The following is a 14,813-nucleotide window of genomic DNA, read 5'->3' on the forward strand; positions in this document are numbered from 1 at the left end:
GCCCCGCGCCATCCCCTTTCCCGAAACGACCCCTGGAGCACACATGCCTCCCGTACGCCTCGCGATCATCGGGTGCGGCGCCGCCGCCCGCGGCTGCCACCTGCCCGCGCTGCCCCCGCTCAAGGGCGACGTCCAGCTGACGGCGCTCGTCGACCGCGACCCGCGCCAGACCGAGGCCGCCCTGGCCCTCTACCGGGAGCTGGGCGGCACCGACGCCGACCGGGTGGTGCTCGCCACCGATCCGGCGGAGGCCGCCGGCGCCTTCGACGCCGCCGTGGTCGTCGCCCCGCACACCCTGCACGCCCCGATCGTGCGGGAGCTGCTGGCAGCCGGCAAGCACGTCCTGCTGGAGAAGCCGATGACCACCTCGGTCGAGGACGCCGAGGCGCTGGCCGGGGCCGCCGCAGCCGAGGGCGCTCCGGTGCTCGCCATGGCCCACCCCCGGCGCCTGTTCCCCGCCTATGCCTGGATCAAGCGGCTCATCGACGCCGGCGACCTCGGCGAGGTGGTACGGGTCGACTGGTCGGAGGGCCACCCGTACGCCCACGAGCCGGTGTCCTGGTCGATGTTCGACCGGCGGCTGGCCGGCGGCGGGGTGCTCACCGACACCGCCTCGCACGTCTTCGACACCCTGCTGTGGTGGCTCGGCCCCGACGTCGAGGTGGTCCGCTACGAGGACAACTCCCTCGGCGGGGTGGAGACCGACGCCCGCGCCGAGCTGCGCTTCGGCGCCACCGACGTGCGGTGCGACTTCAGCCGGCTGCGCGACCTCGGGATCAGCTGCACGGTCACCGGCACCCGGGCGACCGCCACCATCGGCACCGACTTCCCGGCCGGGGAGTGCACCCTGGTCACCGCGGACGGAGTGGAGCTGCACCGCGGCGACGTGGACGCCGTCGCCCCGGCCCAGGACGAGTGGGAGCTGCTCTTCACCGAGCAGCTGGCCAACTTCGCCGCCGCCGTGCGCGGCGCGGCCCCCGCGCACTCCGGTGCCGAGGACGGCGTCCGCGTGGTGAAGCTGATCCAGGAGTGCTACGCCGGCCCGGCCCGCGAGGCCTCCGCGCAGCCGTGGACCACCCGCGGCGGCGACGCGGCCACCGGGGGCCCGGTGCTCGCCGGCCGTACGGTGGCGGTCACCGGCGCGAGCGGGTTCATCGGCGGCAGGCTGGTCGAACGGCTCGTCCTCGGCACCGAGGCCCGGGTCCGGCCGGTGGTCCGCGGTTTCGGACGGGCCGCGCGGCTGTCGGTGCTGCCGCAGGACCGGCTGGAGTTCCACCGGGCCGACCTGCTGGACGCCGGCACACTCCGGGCGGCGTTCGAAGGCTGCGACACCGTGATCCACTGCGCGTTCGGCAGCTCCGGCGACGAGGCCGGCCGCTGGGCCGCCTCCGTGGAGGGCACGGCGAACGTGCTGGAGGCGGCGCGCGCCGCCGGTGTGCGCCGCGTGGTGCACCTGAGCACGATCGACGTCTACGACCCCGCCGTCACGGGCGCCTTGACCGAGGACTCCCCCGCGCGGCCGGGTGACCCGGCCGACCGCGAGTACGAGCAGCAGAAGCTCGCCGCCGAGCGGCTGGTCGTGGAGGCCCACGGCGACGGCCTGGAGACGGTGGTGCTCCAGCCGGGCGTCGTCCACGGCCCCTGGGGCGGCCAGTGGACCACCGCCCAGCTGCGGCGTCCCGAGGGCGACTTCGCGCAGCTTCCGGCGGACGGCGGCGGGGGCGTGTGCAACGCCGTGTACGTCGACGACCTCGCCGAGGCCGTGCTGCTGGCCGTCGAGAGCGCGGCGGCGGCCGGCGAGCGGTTCCTCGTCGGGCACGCCGAGGAGCTGCGCTGGGGCTCCTTCTTCGACGCGGTCCGCGCGCTGCGGGGCCTGGGCGGGCCCGTGACGGTGGCGGCGGGTGAGCCGGTGGCCGACTGGGAACTCGACCTGTACCGCTCGACGGCCCGCGCCGACGTGGGCAAGGCCCGCCGGGTCCTGGGCTTCACGGCGCGCACCCCGTTCGCCGAGGCCGCGGAGCTGACCGGCCAGTGGGCGCGCTGGGCCGGGGAAGCCCCGGAGGCGGGCGCATGACCGGGGTGAGTGACGTCCTGGTGGTCGCGCCGCATCCCGACGACGACGTCATCGGCTGCGGCGGGTCCATCGCCAAGCACGTGCGCGACGGCGCCCGGGTGACGGTGGTCATCGTCATCGGCCGGGAGCGCAGCGCCCTCGACGACTCGGTGAGCGACGCCGAGTTCGCCGCCGAGACGGAGGCCGCCGCCAAGGCCCTGGGCGTGCACCGCTGCGTCCGCCTGGAGGAGCCCTCACGGGACTTCGCCCTCTCCCGCCGGGTGCACCTGGACCTGGTGCGCGTCCTGCGGGAGGTGCGGCCGCAGGTGGTGTACCTGCCGCACGACAACGACGACGACGTCGAGCACCGCATGGTGCACCAGCTGACCGTCGAGGCGCTGTGGATGGCGCAGTCGGAGTTCTTCCAGGAGACGGGCGGCCGCCCCATGCCGGCGCCGCGGCTGGTGCTCGGCTACGAGGTGTGGGCGCCGATGGCCCGCTTCCAGTACGCCGAGGACATCGACGGGCAGATCGAGACCAAGGTCGAGGCGATGCGCGCGTACGCCTCCCAGCTGCGGCACGCCGCGTGGGACGAGGGCATCCGCGGCCTGGCCCGCTACCGCGGGGCGGTGTCGTCCGGGTCGGGGCACGCGGAGGTGTTCCAGGTGCTCTCCCTGGGCGCCGTACCCGCCGGTCCGGCGGGGGGCGGCCGTGACTGACCGGCTGCTGGTCTGCGGGCTGGGCTCCGGGATGGACCACTCCCTGACCGAACTGCGTTCGCCCCGCCGGGAACTGGTGGTGGCCACCGACCGGCCCACGGACCGGGCCCGCGCCGCCGCCGACGTCCTGCTCGCCGTCGATCCGAACGACGCGGTGGCGGTGCTCGCGGAGCTGTCGGCGGCCGGCATCGACCGGATCGACGGGGTGTTCTCCCTGGGCGCGGACAACCCGCCGGTGATCAGCACCCTGGCGCGGCGCTTCGGCTGTCCGGGGCTGCCGCTGGAGACGGCCCTGGACTGCACGCTCAAGGACCGGCGGCTGCGGATCCTGCGCGCCGCCGGGCTCGACCTGCCGCGGTTCGCCACCGCCGAGAGCGTCGGCGAGGCGGTGCGGGCGGCCGCGGACATCGGGCTGCCGGTGGTCCTCAAGCCCAGCGACCAGACCGGCTCGCTGGGCGTGCTGAAAGCGGAGTCCGCCGATCAGGTGCGCGCGCTCGCGCAGGAGGCGCTGCGGCTGAGTCCCGGCGGGCGGATCGTGGTCGAGGAGTTCCTGGAGGGCACCGAGCACACGCTGGCGGCCTTCATGGCCGACGGCGAGCTGCACCGCTTCGGGTTCGCCGACCGGGAGTACGGCCACAAGGAGCGGTTCGCCCCGCACTTCTTCGAGGGCGGCGACACCCTGCCCAGCCGGCTGACCGCCGAGCAGATCGAGGAGGTCACCGAGACCGTACGCCGGGGCGCCGCGGCGCTGCGCCTGGACCCGGCGGTGGTCAACACCGACATCCTGCGCACCCACGACGGCCGGGTGGTCCTCCTGGAGATCACCTGCCGGCTGACCGGCGCCCGCATCGCCACCGAGGTGATGCGGCTGGCGACGGGGGTGGACCCGCTGCCCAACGTGGTCCGCCTCGCCCTGGGCCGGCCGCTGGACCTGGAGGAGCTCAGGCCCCGGCACGGCCGCGCCGTGGTCCAGCGGTTCCTGCCGGCGGACGGCGGGGTGGTCGAGTGGGCCGGCGACCCGCGGGACGTCGCCCGCCGGACCGGGGTGCACGACGTGTTCTGGGGCCTGGACCTGCGGCCGGGCACCGTGGTGCCGCCCTATCGCGGCGGGGCCGAGGTCCTGGCCGGGGTGATCGCCCACGCCGAGGACCTGCAGGGGGCCGAGGCGATCGCCGAACGCACCCTGAACGCCCTGCCGCTGCGCTTCAAGGCGGGGACGCAGTGACCGGGCCCGGACCGCGGGCCCACCGTACGCACACGAGCCTGCCGAGGGAGAACGACATGGCCACCGACCTGGTGGACGAGGCGGAGGTCGACAAGGGCATCGCCCGGACCAGTGTGGTCATCGCCCTGCGCGACGACCTGCGCATCGCCGACTGCATCGCCTCGATCGACGAGGACGTCGAGATCGTCCTGGCGCTCAACGGACCGAGCGACGCGGTCCTGAAGCTGATCGCCGAGCACCCCCGTCCGCTGACCGTCACCGAGATCGAGGACGTCGGCAACCTGGGCGCCGCCTACAACGCGGGGGCCGCCGCCACGGACCGCCGGTACCTGCTGCTGATGGACTCCGACTGCACCTTCGCCCCCGGCGTGGTCCGCGCCATGGTCCGCGCGGTGCTCACCGCCCCCGTGGTCAAGGGCCAGGTGGTGTACGGGGAGTCGGAGGGGCTGCTGAGCCGGCTGACCGCGCGGGTGAGGGAGTTCGACGAGGGGGACTACGTCAGTGCGCTGTCCCCGCCGCTGATCTACAACCGCGACATCGTCGAGCACATCGGCGGCTACCACTTCGACGAGCTGATCCACTGGTGCGAGGACCGGGAGTTCGACTTCCGGCTCCAGCTGGCGGGCATCCCGGTGGTGTACCTGCCGGAGGCGCGGATCTTCCACGACGCCCAGCACGGCTTCGCCAACATGCGCAGCTACTTCCGCTACGGCGTCGGCGAGGGCATCGCCCAGGAGACCGGTGTCTTCACCACGCCGGCGGTGCCGGTGGTGTGGCGGCTGTGGGAGGCGTCGCGGACGCTCCTGCACTGCGCCCGCGACAAGGGGGTGGGGGCGGCCGCGTACTACGCGCTGCTGAAGGCGGCCTTCCACGTGGGGACCGCCCACCACCTCCTCAACGACCCCTACCGGGTCCGCGAGCGGTACCCCGCCTCCGCCAAGCGGGCGCGGATGGTCCGGTCCATCCCGCAGCACAGCACCAGGCTGACCGGTGCCCAGCTGCGCCGGCTGCGGCGGGCGCACTGGGAGGCGGGCCGGCGGATCGAGAAGGTGGCCGACCTCTCGGTCTTCCACCCGGACGCCGCCGGCCCGCCCGGCCCGTCAGCCGCCGGCCAGGTGCGGCAGCAGCAGGCGTGAGGGGTGGTCGCCGCCGTGGTGGACGGTGTGGCGGGCGGGGACCGGCGGGTGGACGTCGAAGCGCGGCGCGTTGCTGGCCGCGACCTCCAGGCGGATCCGGTGACCCGGGCGGAACACGTGGCCGACCGCGCCCAGCGCGACGGTGACCTCGACCGGTGCGCCGGGGGCGGGCGCGGTACCCGCCCCCGGCGGGAGGCGGCGCACGCCGTCGCACAGCAGCTCGGCCCGGCCGTCGGGGTACACGTCGACGAGCTTGCCCGTCACGTCGGCGCCCGCGGCGTCCGGGGTGACGTACACCGTCAGGACGGTGTCGCCGACGACGGTCAGCGGCTCGGTGAGCTCGTCGCCGGTGAAGCACAGGACGTCGGCGCGGCCTTCGACCTCGCGCTGGTCCAGCGGGCCGCAGTCGCCTCCGGTGAACTGGCCGGGCTGGGCGGTGGCGCCGCCCGTGGTGGGCACCGGGTCGGCCGGGTCGTGGCGGAGCCGGCGGGCGCCGGCGGCCGCGGAGGGGCCGGCGGGCGTCAGGCGGTCGCCGTCCAGGTGCAGTACGAGGTCCCGGGTACCGGGGACGGGCCAGTCGGGGACGGTGCGCCAGGTGTCGGCGCCGGTGAGGAACAGCCGCACCGGCTCCGCCGCCGCCGTGCCGGGCCGCCCGCGCAGATGCCGGTCGAAATGGTCCAGGTGCAGCCCGGTGACGTCGACGCTGCGTTCGTCGGCGGCCAGCCCGTAACGGCGCTGCGGGAAAATTCCGCCCGTGACGCAGTGGGACCACGGACCGACCACCAGCCGCGAGGACCGTCCGCAGTCCCGAATTCCCCGGTAATTCTCCAGGGCGCCGGCCAGGAATATGTCGTACCAGCCGGTGAGATGGAGGACCGGGACGTCGATCGCCGGATAGGAATCCCGCGGGGAGGCTCGCCGCCAGTACGGGTGGCCGGCCGGGTGCGCACGCCACCGCCGGTAGTACGGGGCCAGCCGGTCGAGCAGGTCCGAGGCGGCGTCCGGGTCGCGGTAGAGCTCGTCGATCCGGTCGACCGCCCGGGCCACCTCCTCCCGCTCGGCTCCCTCCAGGCCGGCCCCGTCCAGCAGCAGGTCGTAGAGCACCCAGTACAGGACGAAGCCCAGCTGGAAGGCGCCGCCCTGGCGGGTCCAGCCCTCGTCGAAGCCCGATCCTGCCACGTGGGGAACGATCGCGCCGAGTCCCGGCGGGCGTTCGGCGGCGGCCAGGAGCGCGGCCATCGCCTCGTAGGAGCGGCCGAACATCCCCGCGGAGCCGTCGCACCACGGCTGGCGCACCGCCCACGCGACGGTGTCGGCGCCGTCCTCGGCCTCGTGCCAGTACGGCTCGAAGGCGCCGCCGGAGCCGAACCGGCCGCGGACGTCCTGCACCAGCAGCGCGTAGCCGGCGCGGACCAGGCGCATGCCGTCGACGGAGGCGCCGCCCGGAGCGCCCGATTTCCCGTACGGAGTCCGGCGCACGAGCACCGGAACCGGATCGCCGGTGTCCGGGCGGTAGAGGTCGGCTTTCAATAAGGTGCCGTCGCGCAGGGGTATTTCCAGTTCATGTTCCACAAGAATTCGCACCCGCCCATATTCCATCAGGACGAGGAAGTTCACAATGCATCCCGGCAATTCCGGAATTGATTTCCTGGAACCGTTCTTCGAGACGGCCCGTACCGATCCGGCGCGGCCGGCCGTGGTCGACAACGGGCTCGTGGTCGGCTACGGCACGCTCGCCGCCTGGGTGCTGGAGGTGGCCGGCTCCGTCACGCCGCGCACGGACGGGCCCCAGCCGCCGGTCGGGGTGGTCGTGCACCACTCGGTCCGCGACGTGGCCGCCCTGCTGGGCGTGCTCGCGGCGGGCCGCGCGTACGTGCCGCTGGAGGCCGCGCATCCCCCGGCCCGGCTGGAGTCGATCCTGTCCCGGCTCGGCGTCGAGGAGGCCGTAGCGACGGCCGGCACCGGCTGGCAGCCGCCCCTGGGGCGGGTGGTCCGCCCGCGCTGGGCACCCGCGGCGGCGGCGCCCGCCGCCACCGCCGCCCGGGCCGGCCGCGGCGTCCGGCCCGAGGACCCGGCATACGTCCTGTTCACCTCGGGCTCCACCGGCGAACCCAAGGGGGTCGTGGTGCCGCACCGGGCGCTGGCCGCCGTGGTGCCGCCGCTGCGCGCCCTGTACGGCATCGGGCCGGACGCGACCGTGCTGCACTTCCACGGCGCCGGCGGCGACACGAGCCTGGAGGAGATCCTGCCGGCCCTGACCGGGGGTGCCACCCTGGTCGTCGACGACGCGGCGCGCGAGCGCTTCGCCCAGGTCGCCGAGGACCAGGAGGTCACGGTGGCGGTGCTGCCGACCGGCTTCTGGCACGCCCTGGCCGGTGACCTGCTGCACCAGGGAGCCGCCCTGCCGCCGTCCCTGCGCACGGTGGTCATCGGCGGCGAGGCGGTGCGCGCCGACATGCTGGAGCGCTGGCACCGGCTCGGTGCGGACGGGGTGCGGCTGCTCAACACCTACGGCTCCACCGAGACGGCCCTGGTCACCCACGCTGTGCAGCTCGCCGGACCGGGTGCGCCCGAACTGCCGGACACCGGCGGCGACCTGCCCATCGGGCTGCCCCTGCCGCACGTCGGCCAGCGCGTCGACGACAGCGGTGAGCTGCTGGTGTCCGGGCCCGGCCTGGCCCTCGGCTACCACGCCGCCGCACGGGCCACGGCGGCCCGGTTCCGCGAGGAGGGCGGCGTCCGCTGGTACCGGACCGGGGACCTGGTCACGGCGGCGCCCTCGGGCGCGCTGGTCTTCCGCGGCCGCTCCGACCACCAGGTCAAGATCCGGGGCCACCGGGTGGACCTCGTCGAGGTGGAGGGCCTGGTCGGCGGCTGTGCCGGTGTGCTGGAGGCGGCAGCCGTACGGGTGGACCGCGGCGAGCACAGCACCCTGGCGGCCTTCTTCGTCCCGCTGCCGGACCACGACCCCGCCGAGGTGGCCTCCGGTGTGCGGGCCCGGCTCGCGGAGTCGACGGCCCCGCACCTGGTGCCCAGCCTGCTGGTACCGGTCCCGGAGCTGGAGCGCACCCACACCGGCAAGGTCGACCGGACCGCGACGCGGGACCGCTACCTGGCCGCGACGGGAGGCCCCCGTTGAGCCGGCCGACGGGCACCCCGTCCGGGCCGGCCGCAGCCGGAGCCGGGTCAGCGAGCCCGCCCGTCCCGGCGCACGGAAACCCGGCCGCCCCGGCCGACCACACACACCCGCCCCTCCCGGCACACCCGACCGCCCCGGCGGACCTGGCGGAGTCGGCGGAGCCCGCGGGCGTGGTCGCGTGGGTCTCGCGGCGGCTGGGGGTGGCGCTGGAACCGGCGACCGCCCGTGTCGACGACTCGGGCTGGGACTTCCGGGTGCTGCACGTCCGGGGGGTGGACGGCACCTGGTGGATCCTGCGCCGGCCGCGCCGGGCCGAGGCCTCGGCCCGGCTGGCCTTCGAGGGGGCCGTGCTCACCGCCGTACGCGACCGGATCCCCGTGCCCGTGCCCTACTGGCGCCTGCACACCCCGGGCCTGGTGGCCTACCCGCGCCTGTCCGGTGCCCCGGCCGGCACGGAGGATCCCCAAACCCTGGTCTACGACTGGTCGGTGGACCCGCTGGCCCACCCCGCCCACTACCTGGAGCCCCTCGCCCGGGCGCTCGTCGCGGTGCACACCACCCCGCTGGAGGGCTCCCCGGTCCTGGCGGCCCGCGCCGGGGCGGACCCCGGCTCCGTGCGCGCGCGCATCGCGGACCGGCTCGACCGCGCCCGCGCCGAACTGCCCCTGCCCGCGGCCGGGGTGCGCCGCTGGCGGGCCTGGCTGGACGACGAACGGCTGTGGCCCGACCGGCTGACGCTCGTCCACGGCGACGTACACCCCGGACACACCCTGGTGGTGCGCCCCCCGTCCGGCCCGCCGGTCCTCTCCGGCCTGCTGGACTGGGCCAACGCCGACGTCGGCGACCCCGCGGCCGACTTCGTGGACATGCTGTACGCGGGGGGCACCCCCGTCCTGGACCGCCTCCTGGCGGCCTACCGGGCGGCGGGCGGCGAGGTGCGTCCCGGCCTGCGGGCGCACGTACTGGCGCGGGCCTCCTTCCTGTGGGTCCACGTGGCGCTGCGCGGCCTGGACACCGGCCGCCCGGCGTGGACCGGGACGGCGCTGCGCAGGATGGCGCCGTGAGGGCCGCGCCGCAGCGGACCGAGGGGCACGGGCGCAGGACGGGGCACACGCCCGCCGGGACGGCGTACACCCTCCACCAGCCCGGGCACGTACTGCCCGGGGATGCGCCGCCGGTGGTCCTGGTCGCGGGCGCCGCAGGCTCCGGGCGGATCTGGGAGCACCATCAGGTGCCCGCGCTGACCTCGGCGGGCCACCGGGTGGTCACCTTCGACCACGGACCGGGGACCGGCGGTCCGGCGGACCCGGCCGAGCGGCTGCGGGAGCTGCTGGCGGCGCTCGGCGCGCCGCCCTGCCCCCTGGTCGGCCATTCCCTCGGCGCGCTCGCCGTCCAGGAACTGCTGCTGAGCGACCCGCACCTGGCGAGCGGCGCCCTGCTCGCGGCGACCCGGGGCCGGCCCGACGCGGTGGGCGAGGCGCTGGCACGCGCCGAGGCCGCGACCGCCGCCGCCGGAACCCGGCTGCCCGCCGAGTACGAGGCCTTCGTTCGCCTGGTGCAGAACCTCTCCCCCAGGACCCTCGCCGACGAGGGCGCCGCGGCGCAATGGCTCGACCTGTTCGAAGTCGCCGCGCTGACGGGCCCGTCGGCCGCGGGCCGCAGCCCGGCCGCGCCGGTCCCCGACCGGCTGGCCGCCTACGGCGGGATCGGCGTGCCCGTCCTGGTCGTGGGCTTCGCCGACGACGTGCTGGCGCCCGCCCCGCTGGGCCGGGAGGTCGCCGCCGCGATCCCCGGCGCCCGCTACGCGCAGCTGCCGGACGCCGGCCACCTGGGGTTCCTGGAACGCCCCGACGACTTCAACTCCCTCCTGCTCGACTTCCTCGCCGCCCTGGCCCCGACCGATCCCGGAGCGTCCCGTGTCCCCTGACACCCCCGCACATGCACCCGCACCCGCCTCCGCCCCCGTCTCCGTCCCCCCGGAGGTCGTGGTCGTCCACGTCGGAGAGGAGCCGCCGCGGTCGTGGGCCGCCGCCGTGTACCTGTGCGGCCCGACCCCCACCGACCCCGCCGAGCCGTCGTGGCGGCCGGACGCCGTCGCCGCGCTGCGGTCCCTGTGGTCCGGCGCCGGGCGCCTGGCCGTGTTCCTGCCCGAGCCGGTGCCCGGCGGCTCCTACCCGGCGTACGCCGACCAGATCGTCTGGGAGGAGGAGGCGATGCGACGTTGCGACGTCGTCCTGTTCTGGATCCCCCGCGACATGGCGCGGCTGCCGGGCCTGGTGTCGAACGTCAAATGGGGCGCGTGGTGCGGGTCCGGGCGAGCCGTGCTCGGGGCGCCGCCCCGGGCCGAGCGCATGGACTACCTGCTCCACTTCGCCGAGGCCCTGGGGGTCCCGGTGGAGCGGACCCTGACCGGTGCCGCCGGGGCCGCCCTGCGCGCGGTCGGACCGGGGGCCGTACGCGGGGGCGGCGAGCGGGCGGTGCCGCTGACGGTGTGGCGGACGGACGAGTTCCAGGCCTGGTACGCGTCCGGCCGGGAGGCCGGTGACCGGCTGCTGGACGCACGTGTCGAGTGGTACGCCCCGGCGCCGGAGCCGGAGGGTGCCGCCGCCTGGCTGCTGACCGCCTCGGTCGCGCCGGGCGACGGCCGGGGCCCCGTCGTCAGCCGTCTGCTGGCGGCTCAGGGACAGGGCTTGCTCATGTAGAGCGCGTGCTCGCCTTCGGACTCGGTGCCCTGGTACAGGGCCGTGTCCAGGCCGCAGAAGGCGAAGCCCATCCGCCGGTAGGCGTGGATGGCCGGGGCGTTGACGTTCGTCACCTCCAACCACAGGTGTCCGGCGCCGCGTTCGCGGGCGAAGTCGGCCGCGTGCCGCATCAGCGCACGGCCGATGCCCTTGCCGCGGTGACCGGGGGCGACCTCGATGTCCTCGATGGTCAGCCGCCGGTTCCACGCCGAGTAGGACACGGCGGCGAAGCCGGCGAGGTCGCCGTCGGCGCCGACGGCCACGAACGTGCGGCTGTCGGCGTCCTCGCCCTCCGCGCCGTCCTCCCCGTCGCCTCCGCCGTCGTCGGGGAACACCTTCACCAGCGGCGGGTCCACCGGGACCTCGCGCAGGGCGAACCCGTCCGCGGTGACGTCCACTTCGAAGACGGTACTGGTGGTGAAGGACCCGTCGAGGCCGTCGATGGCCTCGGCGTCCTCGGGCCGGGCGCTGCGGAACTCGTACGTGCTGGCATGCGTCGTGGTCATGACCCGAGGCTATGACCGACCTGCCCCGGTGAGGTCTGGTTTCAGCCGAATGCGCCGCGGGGCCCGGGGCCCGGGAAAGAACGGGTCGACGCACCCTCAGGAGCTCCGGTCGGCGTCAACCGGCGCCCCTGCCCCGGCTCAGGTCATCCGCTGGACGTCGTGGTCGTCCTGCAGCATGTGGAGTCGTTCCTGTTCGCGCTTGGAATAGGCGGCTGCCCGGATGGCCTCGTCGCTCTCCAGGCCGGAGCCCAGCGCGCCGCCCACTGTCGCGGTCGAAGCGACGAACCATGACAACGTCCAGTAGTCCGTCGCGTCCAGCGGTTCTCGTGTCGTGGAGGCGAACACCTGATCATTGAGGATGAACACCGCCCACACCACGTTGATGAGCAGGAGTCCGGCATAGCAGACCAGCACCCCGATCCCTACGGTCAGGACCGTCGACGCGTTGTAGAGCCTCGCCTTCTTCCTCGCCTCCGGCGAACCCTCGGCTGGGCGATGCCACAGCTCCGCGTCCACGATCAGCCAGCCGATCATGAGCGCGACAGATCCGACCGTGGCGATCACGAGGCGCGGTGCGCTCAGGGCCTCGGCGAGAGTCCAGACGGTGGAGTTCACGGTGGCGACGGCCCCCGTGGCGAGTGCGGCCGCCAGAGCCTTCGACAGCCCCGGCACCAAGCGCCAAGGCCGGTTGGCGCGGACCATACCGAGGAGCACCCGTAGGTAGCCGCGTGACCCGCTGACGACGTACCGCAGATCGGCGGTCTCCTCCTCCCCGATCCGGCCCGGACGGATGGGCGTGAGACGACCGGAAAACGGTCCCGGATGCCGCTGCCCCTGGGGAGCCTCCCCGACGCCGGTGTCCTGCGGACCCGCCAAGCCAAGCACGGCTTCCTCCACGGCCCGCCGGGCCCTCGACTGCAGGCGCAGACCCCCGAGAGAAGGGAGCGAAAGCAGCGCCAGCCCGTGCTCGCGACTCAGATCCGCAACGATCCTGCGCCCGTGTGAGTGCAGGGGAAGGTCGGTGAGGGCCACGATGATGTCCCAGTCCTCCGTGCTTCCGCGGTCCTTGATCCGGCGCATCAGGGTGTGCGGGTCCTCGGTCCCCGCGGTGAAGGGCTCACTGACGACCCTGACGTCGAAGCGACGCCCCTGGCCCGAGCGGTCGGCGAGTCGAGTGGCAAGTACCCGGGCCACGCGCCGCGCGATGTCCGTCGGCGCGTACGGATCGGCCAGAAGGGCCACGACCGTGACGTCCTGGGGCGACGTATGCATGACCCGGCCCTTCTCCTCCTCGGCCGCCTCGACGATCGCAGGCGCCCGCGGGACGCCTTCACGGCGACGACGCCGTACGGGTCGGGCCGCGTGTCGGGGGCCGTCAGGGGCGGTCACCGTCAGGGCACCGACCGACCCGCCGCCGGCCGAGGCCCTTCTTCGGGGCCTGCGGGGCCTGCGGGGCGGACCAGGTTGCCCGACACCTCCCGGTGCTCGTGCACGAAGCGGATCGCCATGGCTCCCTCACCGGCGGCCGAGGCCACTCGTTTGACCGAACCGCTCCTCACGTCGCCGGCTGCGAAGACCCCTGGCAGGGTCGTCTCCAGCAGGAGCGGACCGCGGCCGAGCGATTCCCACCGGGATGCGTCGGCCGCTGCCTGAGCGTCGGCGCCGGTGAGGACGAAGCCCTTCTCGTCCAGGGCCAGCACGCCTTGGAGCCAATCCGTGCGCGGCCGGGCCCCGATGAACACGAACAGCGCCGCGGCCCGCAGCTCGCGGCGCTCACCGCTTGCGTTGTCCTCCACGACCAGCGACTCCAGCTTCCCCTCCCCCGAGATGCCCCGGACTTCGGTGTGGAGCAACACGTCGATCTTCGGGTGCCGTTCCACCTGATCCACCAGGTAGCGCGACATGTCCGCGTTGAGGTCGCCGCCCCGGACGAGCAGATGGACCCGGGAGGCGTGGTTCGCGAGGAACAGCGATGCCTGACCGGCGGAGTTCCCGCCGCCCACCACGGCGACCGGATCCGCCCGGCAGAGACCGGCCTCGTGGACGGTCGCCGCGTAGTGGACGCTGATGCCCTCCACGCGGTCGATGCCGGGGACCTCAAGCCTGCGGTACCACACGCCCGAGGCGAGCACCACGGCGCCCGCCCGCGCCGTGGACCCGTCCGTGAAGGTGACGACGTACTCGCCGTCCTGCGGGGTGAGCCCCGTGACCTGGGCCGGCACCATGAGGCGGGCGCCGAACTTGTGGACCTGGAGCACCGCGCGTTCGATGAGTTCGCCCCCGGAGATGCCCGACGGGAAGCCGAGGTAGTTCTCGATGCGGGACGAGGTGGCGGCTTGGCCTCCGGTGGCCACCGCGTCGACGGTGACCGTGGTGAGGCCGTCGGAGGCGCCGTACACGGAGGCGGCGAGTCCCGCCGGGCCCGCGCCGACCACCATCACGTCGCACCGCGTGGCCTCCGGCACCGGGGCGGGCAGCCCGATGAGCCGGGCGAGTTCGGCGTTGCTCGGATTGCGCAGCACCCGCTCGCCCTTCCAGAGGACCACCGGGGTCTCCTCGGGCCGGATCGAGAACCGGCGCAGCAGCGCGTCGGCCTCCCTGTCCTTCTCCAGGTCCACCCATCGGTGGGGCAGCCGGTTGCGGGCGGCGAACTCACGCAGCCGCAAGGTGTCCGGTGAATAGCACGAGCCCAGGATCCGGAAGCCGGCGCCGAGGCCGATGAGCAGATACCTGCGGCCCAGGTAGGCGCGCAGGATCAGGTCACCGAGGACGGGGTCGCGATCGACCAGGGCCCGTTGCCGCTCCACCGGCACGGCCAGGACCTCGCCGCTCTGGCGCATCACGGCGGTGTCGAACGCGGCTTGGCCCTCCAGCAGACCGAGTTCACCGAGGAACCTGCCGGGCCCGTGCACGGCCACCGTGTGCTCCTCGGGCCCACCGTGGTCGTGGAGGATCTCGACGGTGCCGCTGAGGATCGCGAGGAATTCCCGGAACGGCTCACCCTCGCGGTACAGCAGCTCGCCCTCGGCGACCCTGCGGCGTTCGCCCTGCGCGGTCAGGTCCTGAAGCTGCTCCGGTGTCAGACGCGGAAACGCCCCGTACCGGTCGGGTGTCTCGCGGAGCGCACCGTGCTTGTGCTCGGTCATGCTCATCGGACCGGCCCCTCGTGAACGAGGCACCGGCGCCGTCCGGCGTGTTCGAGGGGCGAGGAGCCCTCCGGGGTACGCGGCGTGACCGGGCGCACCATCGCCGGGTGCGGGTGGGGAATCGTGGCCATGAGGGTTCTCCTTCCAT

At 74.7% G+C, this 14,813-nt stretch carries 12 protein-coding genes; 8 read left to right on the forward strand and 4 right to left on the reverse strand.

All coding sequences use genetic code 11. The annotated features are described in order from the left end of the window. The first annotated feature begins 43 nt into the window (after window positions 1-43). The 4 genes from WDV06_RS05100 to WDV06_RS05115 are packed head-to-tail and all read left to right on the forward strand — an operon-like array spanning window position 44 to window position 5,133. On the forward strand, window positions 44-2,074 hold the full coding sequence (locus tag WDV06_RS05100; RefSeq protein ID WP_395508407.1) for an NAD-dependent epimerase/dehydratase family protein: 2,031 nt from the start codon (window positions 44-46) through the stop codon (window positions 2,072-2,074). After that, entirely contained in the window at window positions 2,071-2,772 is a 702-nt protein-coding gene (locus WDV06_RS05105; protein WP_395508408.1) for a PIG-L deacetylase family protein, read from the forward strand. The genes WDV06_RS05100 and WDV06_RS05105 overlap by 4 nt, the downstream gene beginning before the upstream one ends. Further along, a complete protein-coding gene (locus WDV06_RS05110) occupies window positions 2,765-3,997 on the forward strand; it encodes an ATP-grasp domain-containing protein (protein ID WP_395508409.1) in 1,233 nt (410 codons plus the stop codon). Before WDV06_RS05105 ends, WDV06_RS05110 begins: the two co-directional genes overlap by 8 nt. Before the next feature lie 56 nt (window positions 3,998-4,053). Further along, window positions 4,054-5,133, forward strand: a complete 1,080-nt coding sequence (locus tag WDV06_RS05115) for a glycosyltransferase family 2 protein (protein ID WP_395508410.1) — start codon at window positions 4,054-4,056, stop codon at window positions 5,131-5,133. Here the strand turns inward: WDV06_RS05115 and WDV06_RS05120 are convergent. After that, entirely contained in the window at window positions 5,098-6,717 is a 1,620-nt protein-coding gene (locus tag WDV06_RS05120) for a CocE/NonD family hydrolase (protein ID WP_395508411.1), read from the reverse strand. The genes WDV06_RS05115 and WDV06_RS05120 overlap by 36 nt on opposite strands. A 34-nt stretch (window positions 6,718-6,751) precedes the next feature. On the opposite strand from WDV06_RS05120, the gene WDV06_RS05125 reads away from it, so the two are divergent. The 4 genes from WDV06_RS05125 to WDV06_RS05140 all read left to right on the forward strand — a co-directional run bounded on the left by WDV06_RS05125 (window position 6,752) and on the right by WDV06_RS05140 (window position 10,974). After that, complete coding sequence (locus WDV06_RS05125; protein ID WP_395508412.1) at window positions 6,752-8,272, forward strand: AMP-binding protein; 1,521 nt, start codon at window positions 6,752-6,754, stop codon at window positions 8,270-8,272. 170 nt (window positions 8,273-8,442) lie between these two features. Then, window positions 8,443-9,336: a macrolide 2'-phosphotransferase gene (locus WDV06_RS05130; RefSeq protein ID WP_395508413.1), complete on the forward strand. Its 894-nt coding sequence runs from the start codon at window positions 8,443-8,445 to the stop codon at window positions 9,334-9,336. Further along, window positions 9,333-10,199, forward strand: a complete 867-nt coding sequence (locus WDV06_RS05135) for an alpha/beta fold hydrolase (protein ID WP_395508414.1) — start codon at window positions 9,333-9,335, stop codon at window positions 10,197-10,199. The genes WDV06_RS05130 and WDV06_RS05135 overlap by 4 nt, the downstream gene beginning before the upstream one ends. Further along, on the forward strand, window positions 10,189-10,974 hold the full coding sequence (locus WDV06_RS05140; RefSeq protein WP_395508415.1) for a nucleoside 2-deoxyribosyltransferase domain-containing protein: 786 nt from the start codon (window positions 10,189-10,191) through the stop codon (window positions 10,972-10,974). Before WDV06_RS05135 ends, WDV06_RS05140 begins: the two co-directional genes overlap by 11 nt. Here the strand turns inward: WDV06_RS05140 and WDV06_RS05145 are convergent. The 3 genes from WDV06_RS05145 to WDV06_RS05155 form a co-directional block, all read right to left on the reverse strand. Then, the gene (locus tag WDV06_RS05145) at window positions 10,950-11,519 is read right to left on the reverse strand and encodes a GNAT family N-acetyltransferase (RefSeq protein WP_395508416.1); all 570 of its coding nucleotides are present in this window, start codon (window positions 11,517-11,519) and stop codon (window positions 10,950-10,952) included. The two genes, WDV06_RS05140 and WDV06_RS05145, sit on opposite strands and share 25 nt — an antisense overlap. A 138-nt stretch (window positions 11,520-11,657) precedes the next feature. Further along, the gene (locus WDV06_RS05150; protein ID WP_395508417.1) at window positions 11,658-12,791 is read right to left on the reverse strand and encodes a hypothetical protein; all 1,134 of its coding nucleotides are present in this window, start codon (window positions 12,789-12,791) and stop codon (window positions 11,658-11,660) included. Between the two features lie 119 nt (window positions 12,792-12,910). Then, window positions 12,911-14,671, reverse strand: a complete 1,761-nt coding sequence (locus tag WDV06_RS05155; protein WP_395508418.1) for an FAD-dependent oxidoreductase — start codon at window positions 14,669-14,671, stop codon at window positions 12,911-12,913. Between the last annotated feature and the right edge of the window lie 142 nt (window positions 14,672-14,813).

This window comes from Streptomyces racemochromogenes, from assembly GCF_044129415.1.
In the GTDB taxonomy this organism is placed as follows: Bacteria; Actinomycetota; Actinomycetes; order Streptomycetales; family Streptomycetaceae; genus Streptomyces; species Streptomyces racemochromogenes_A.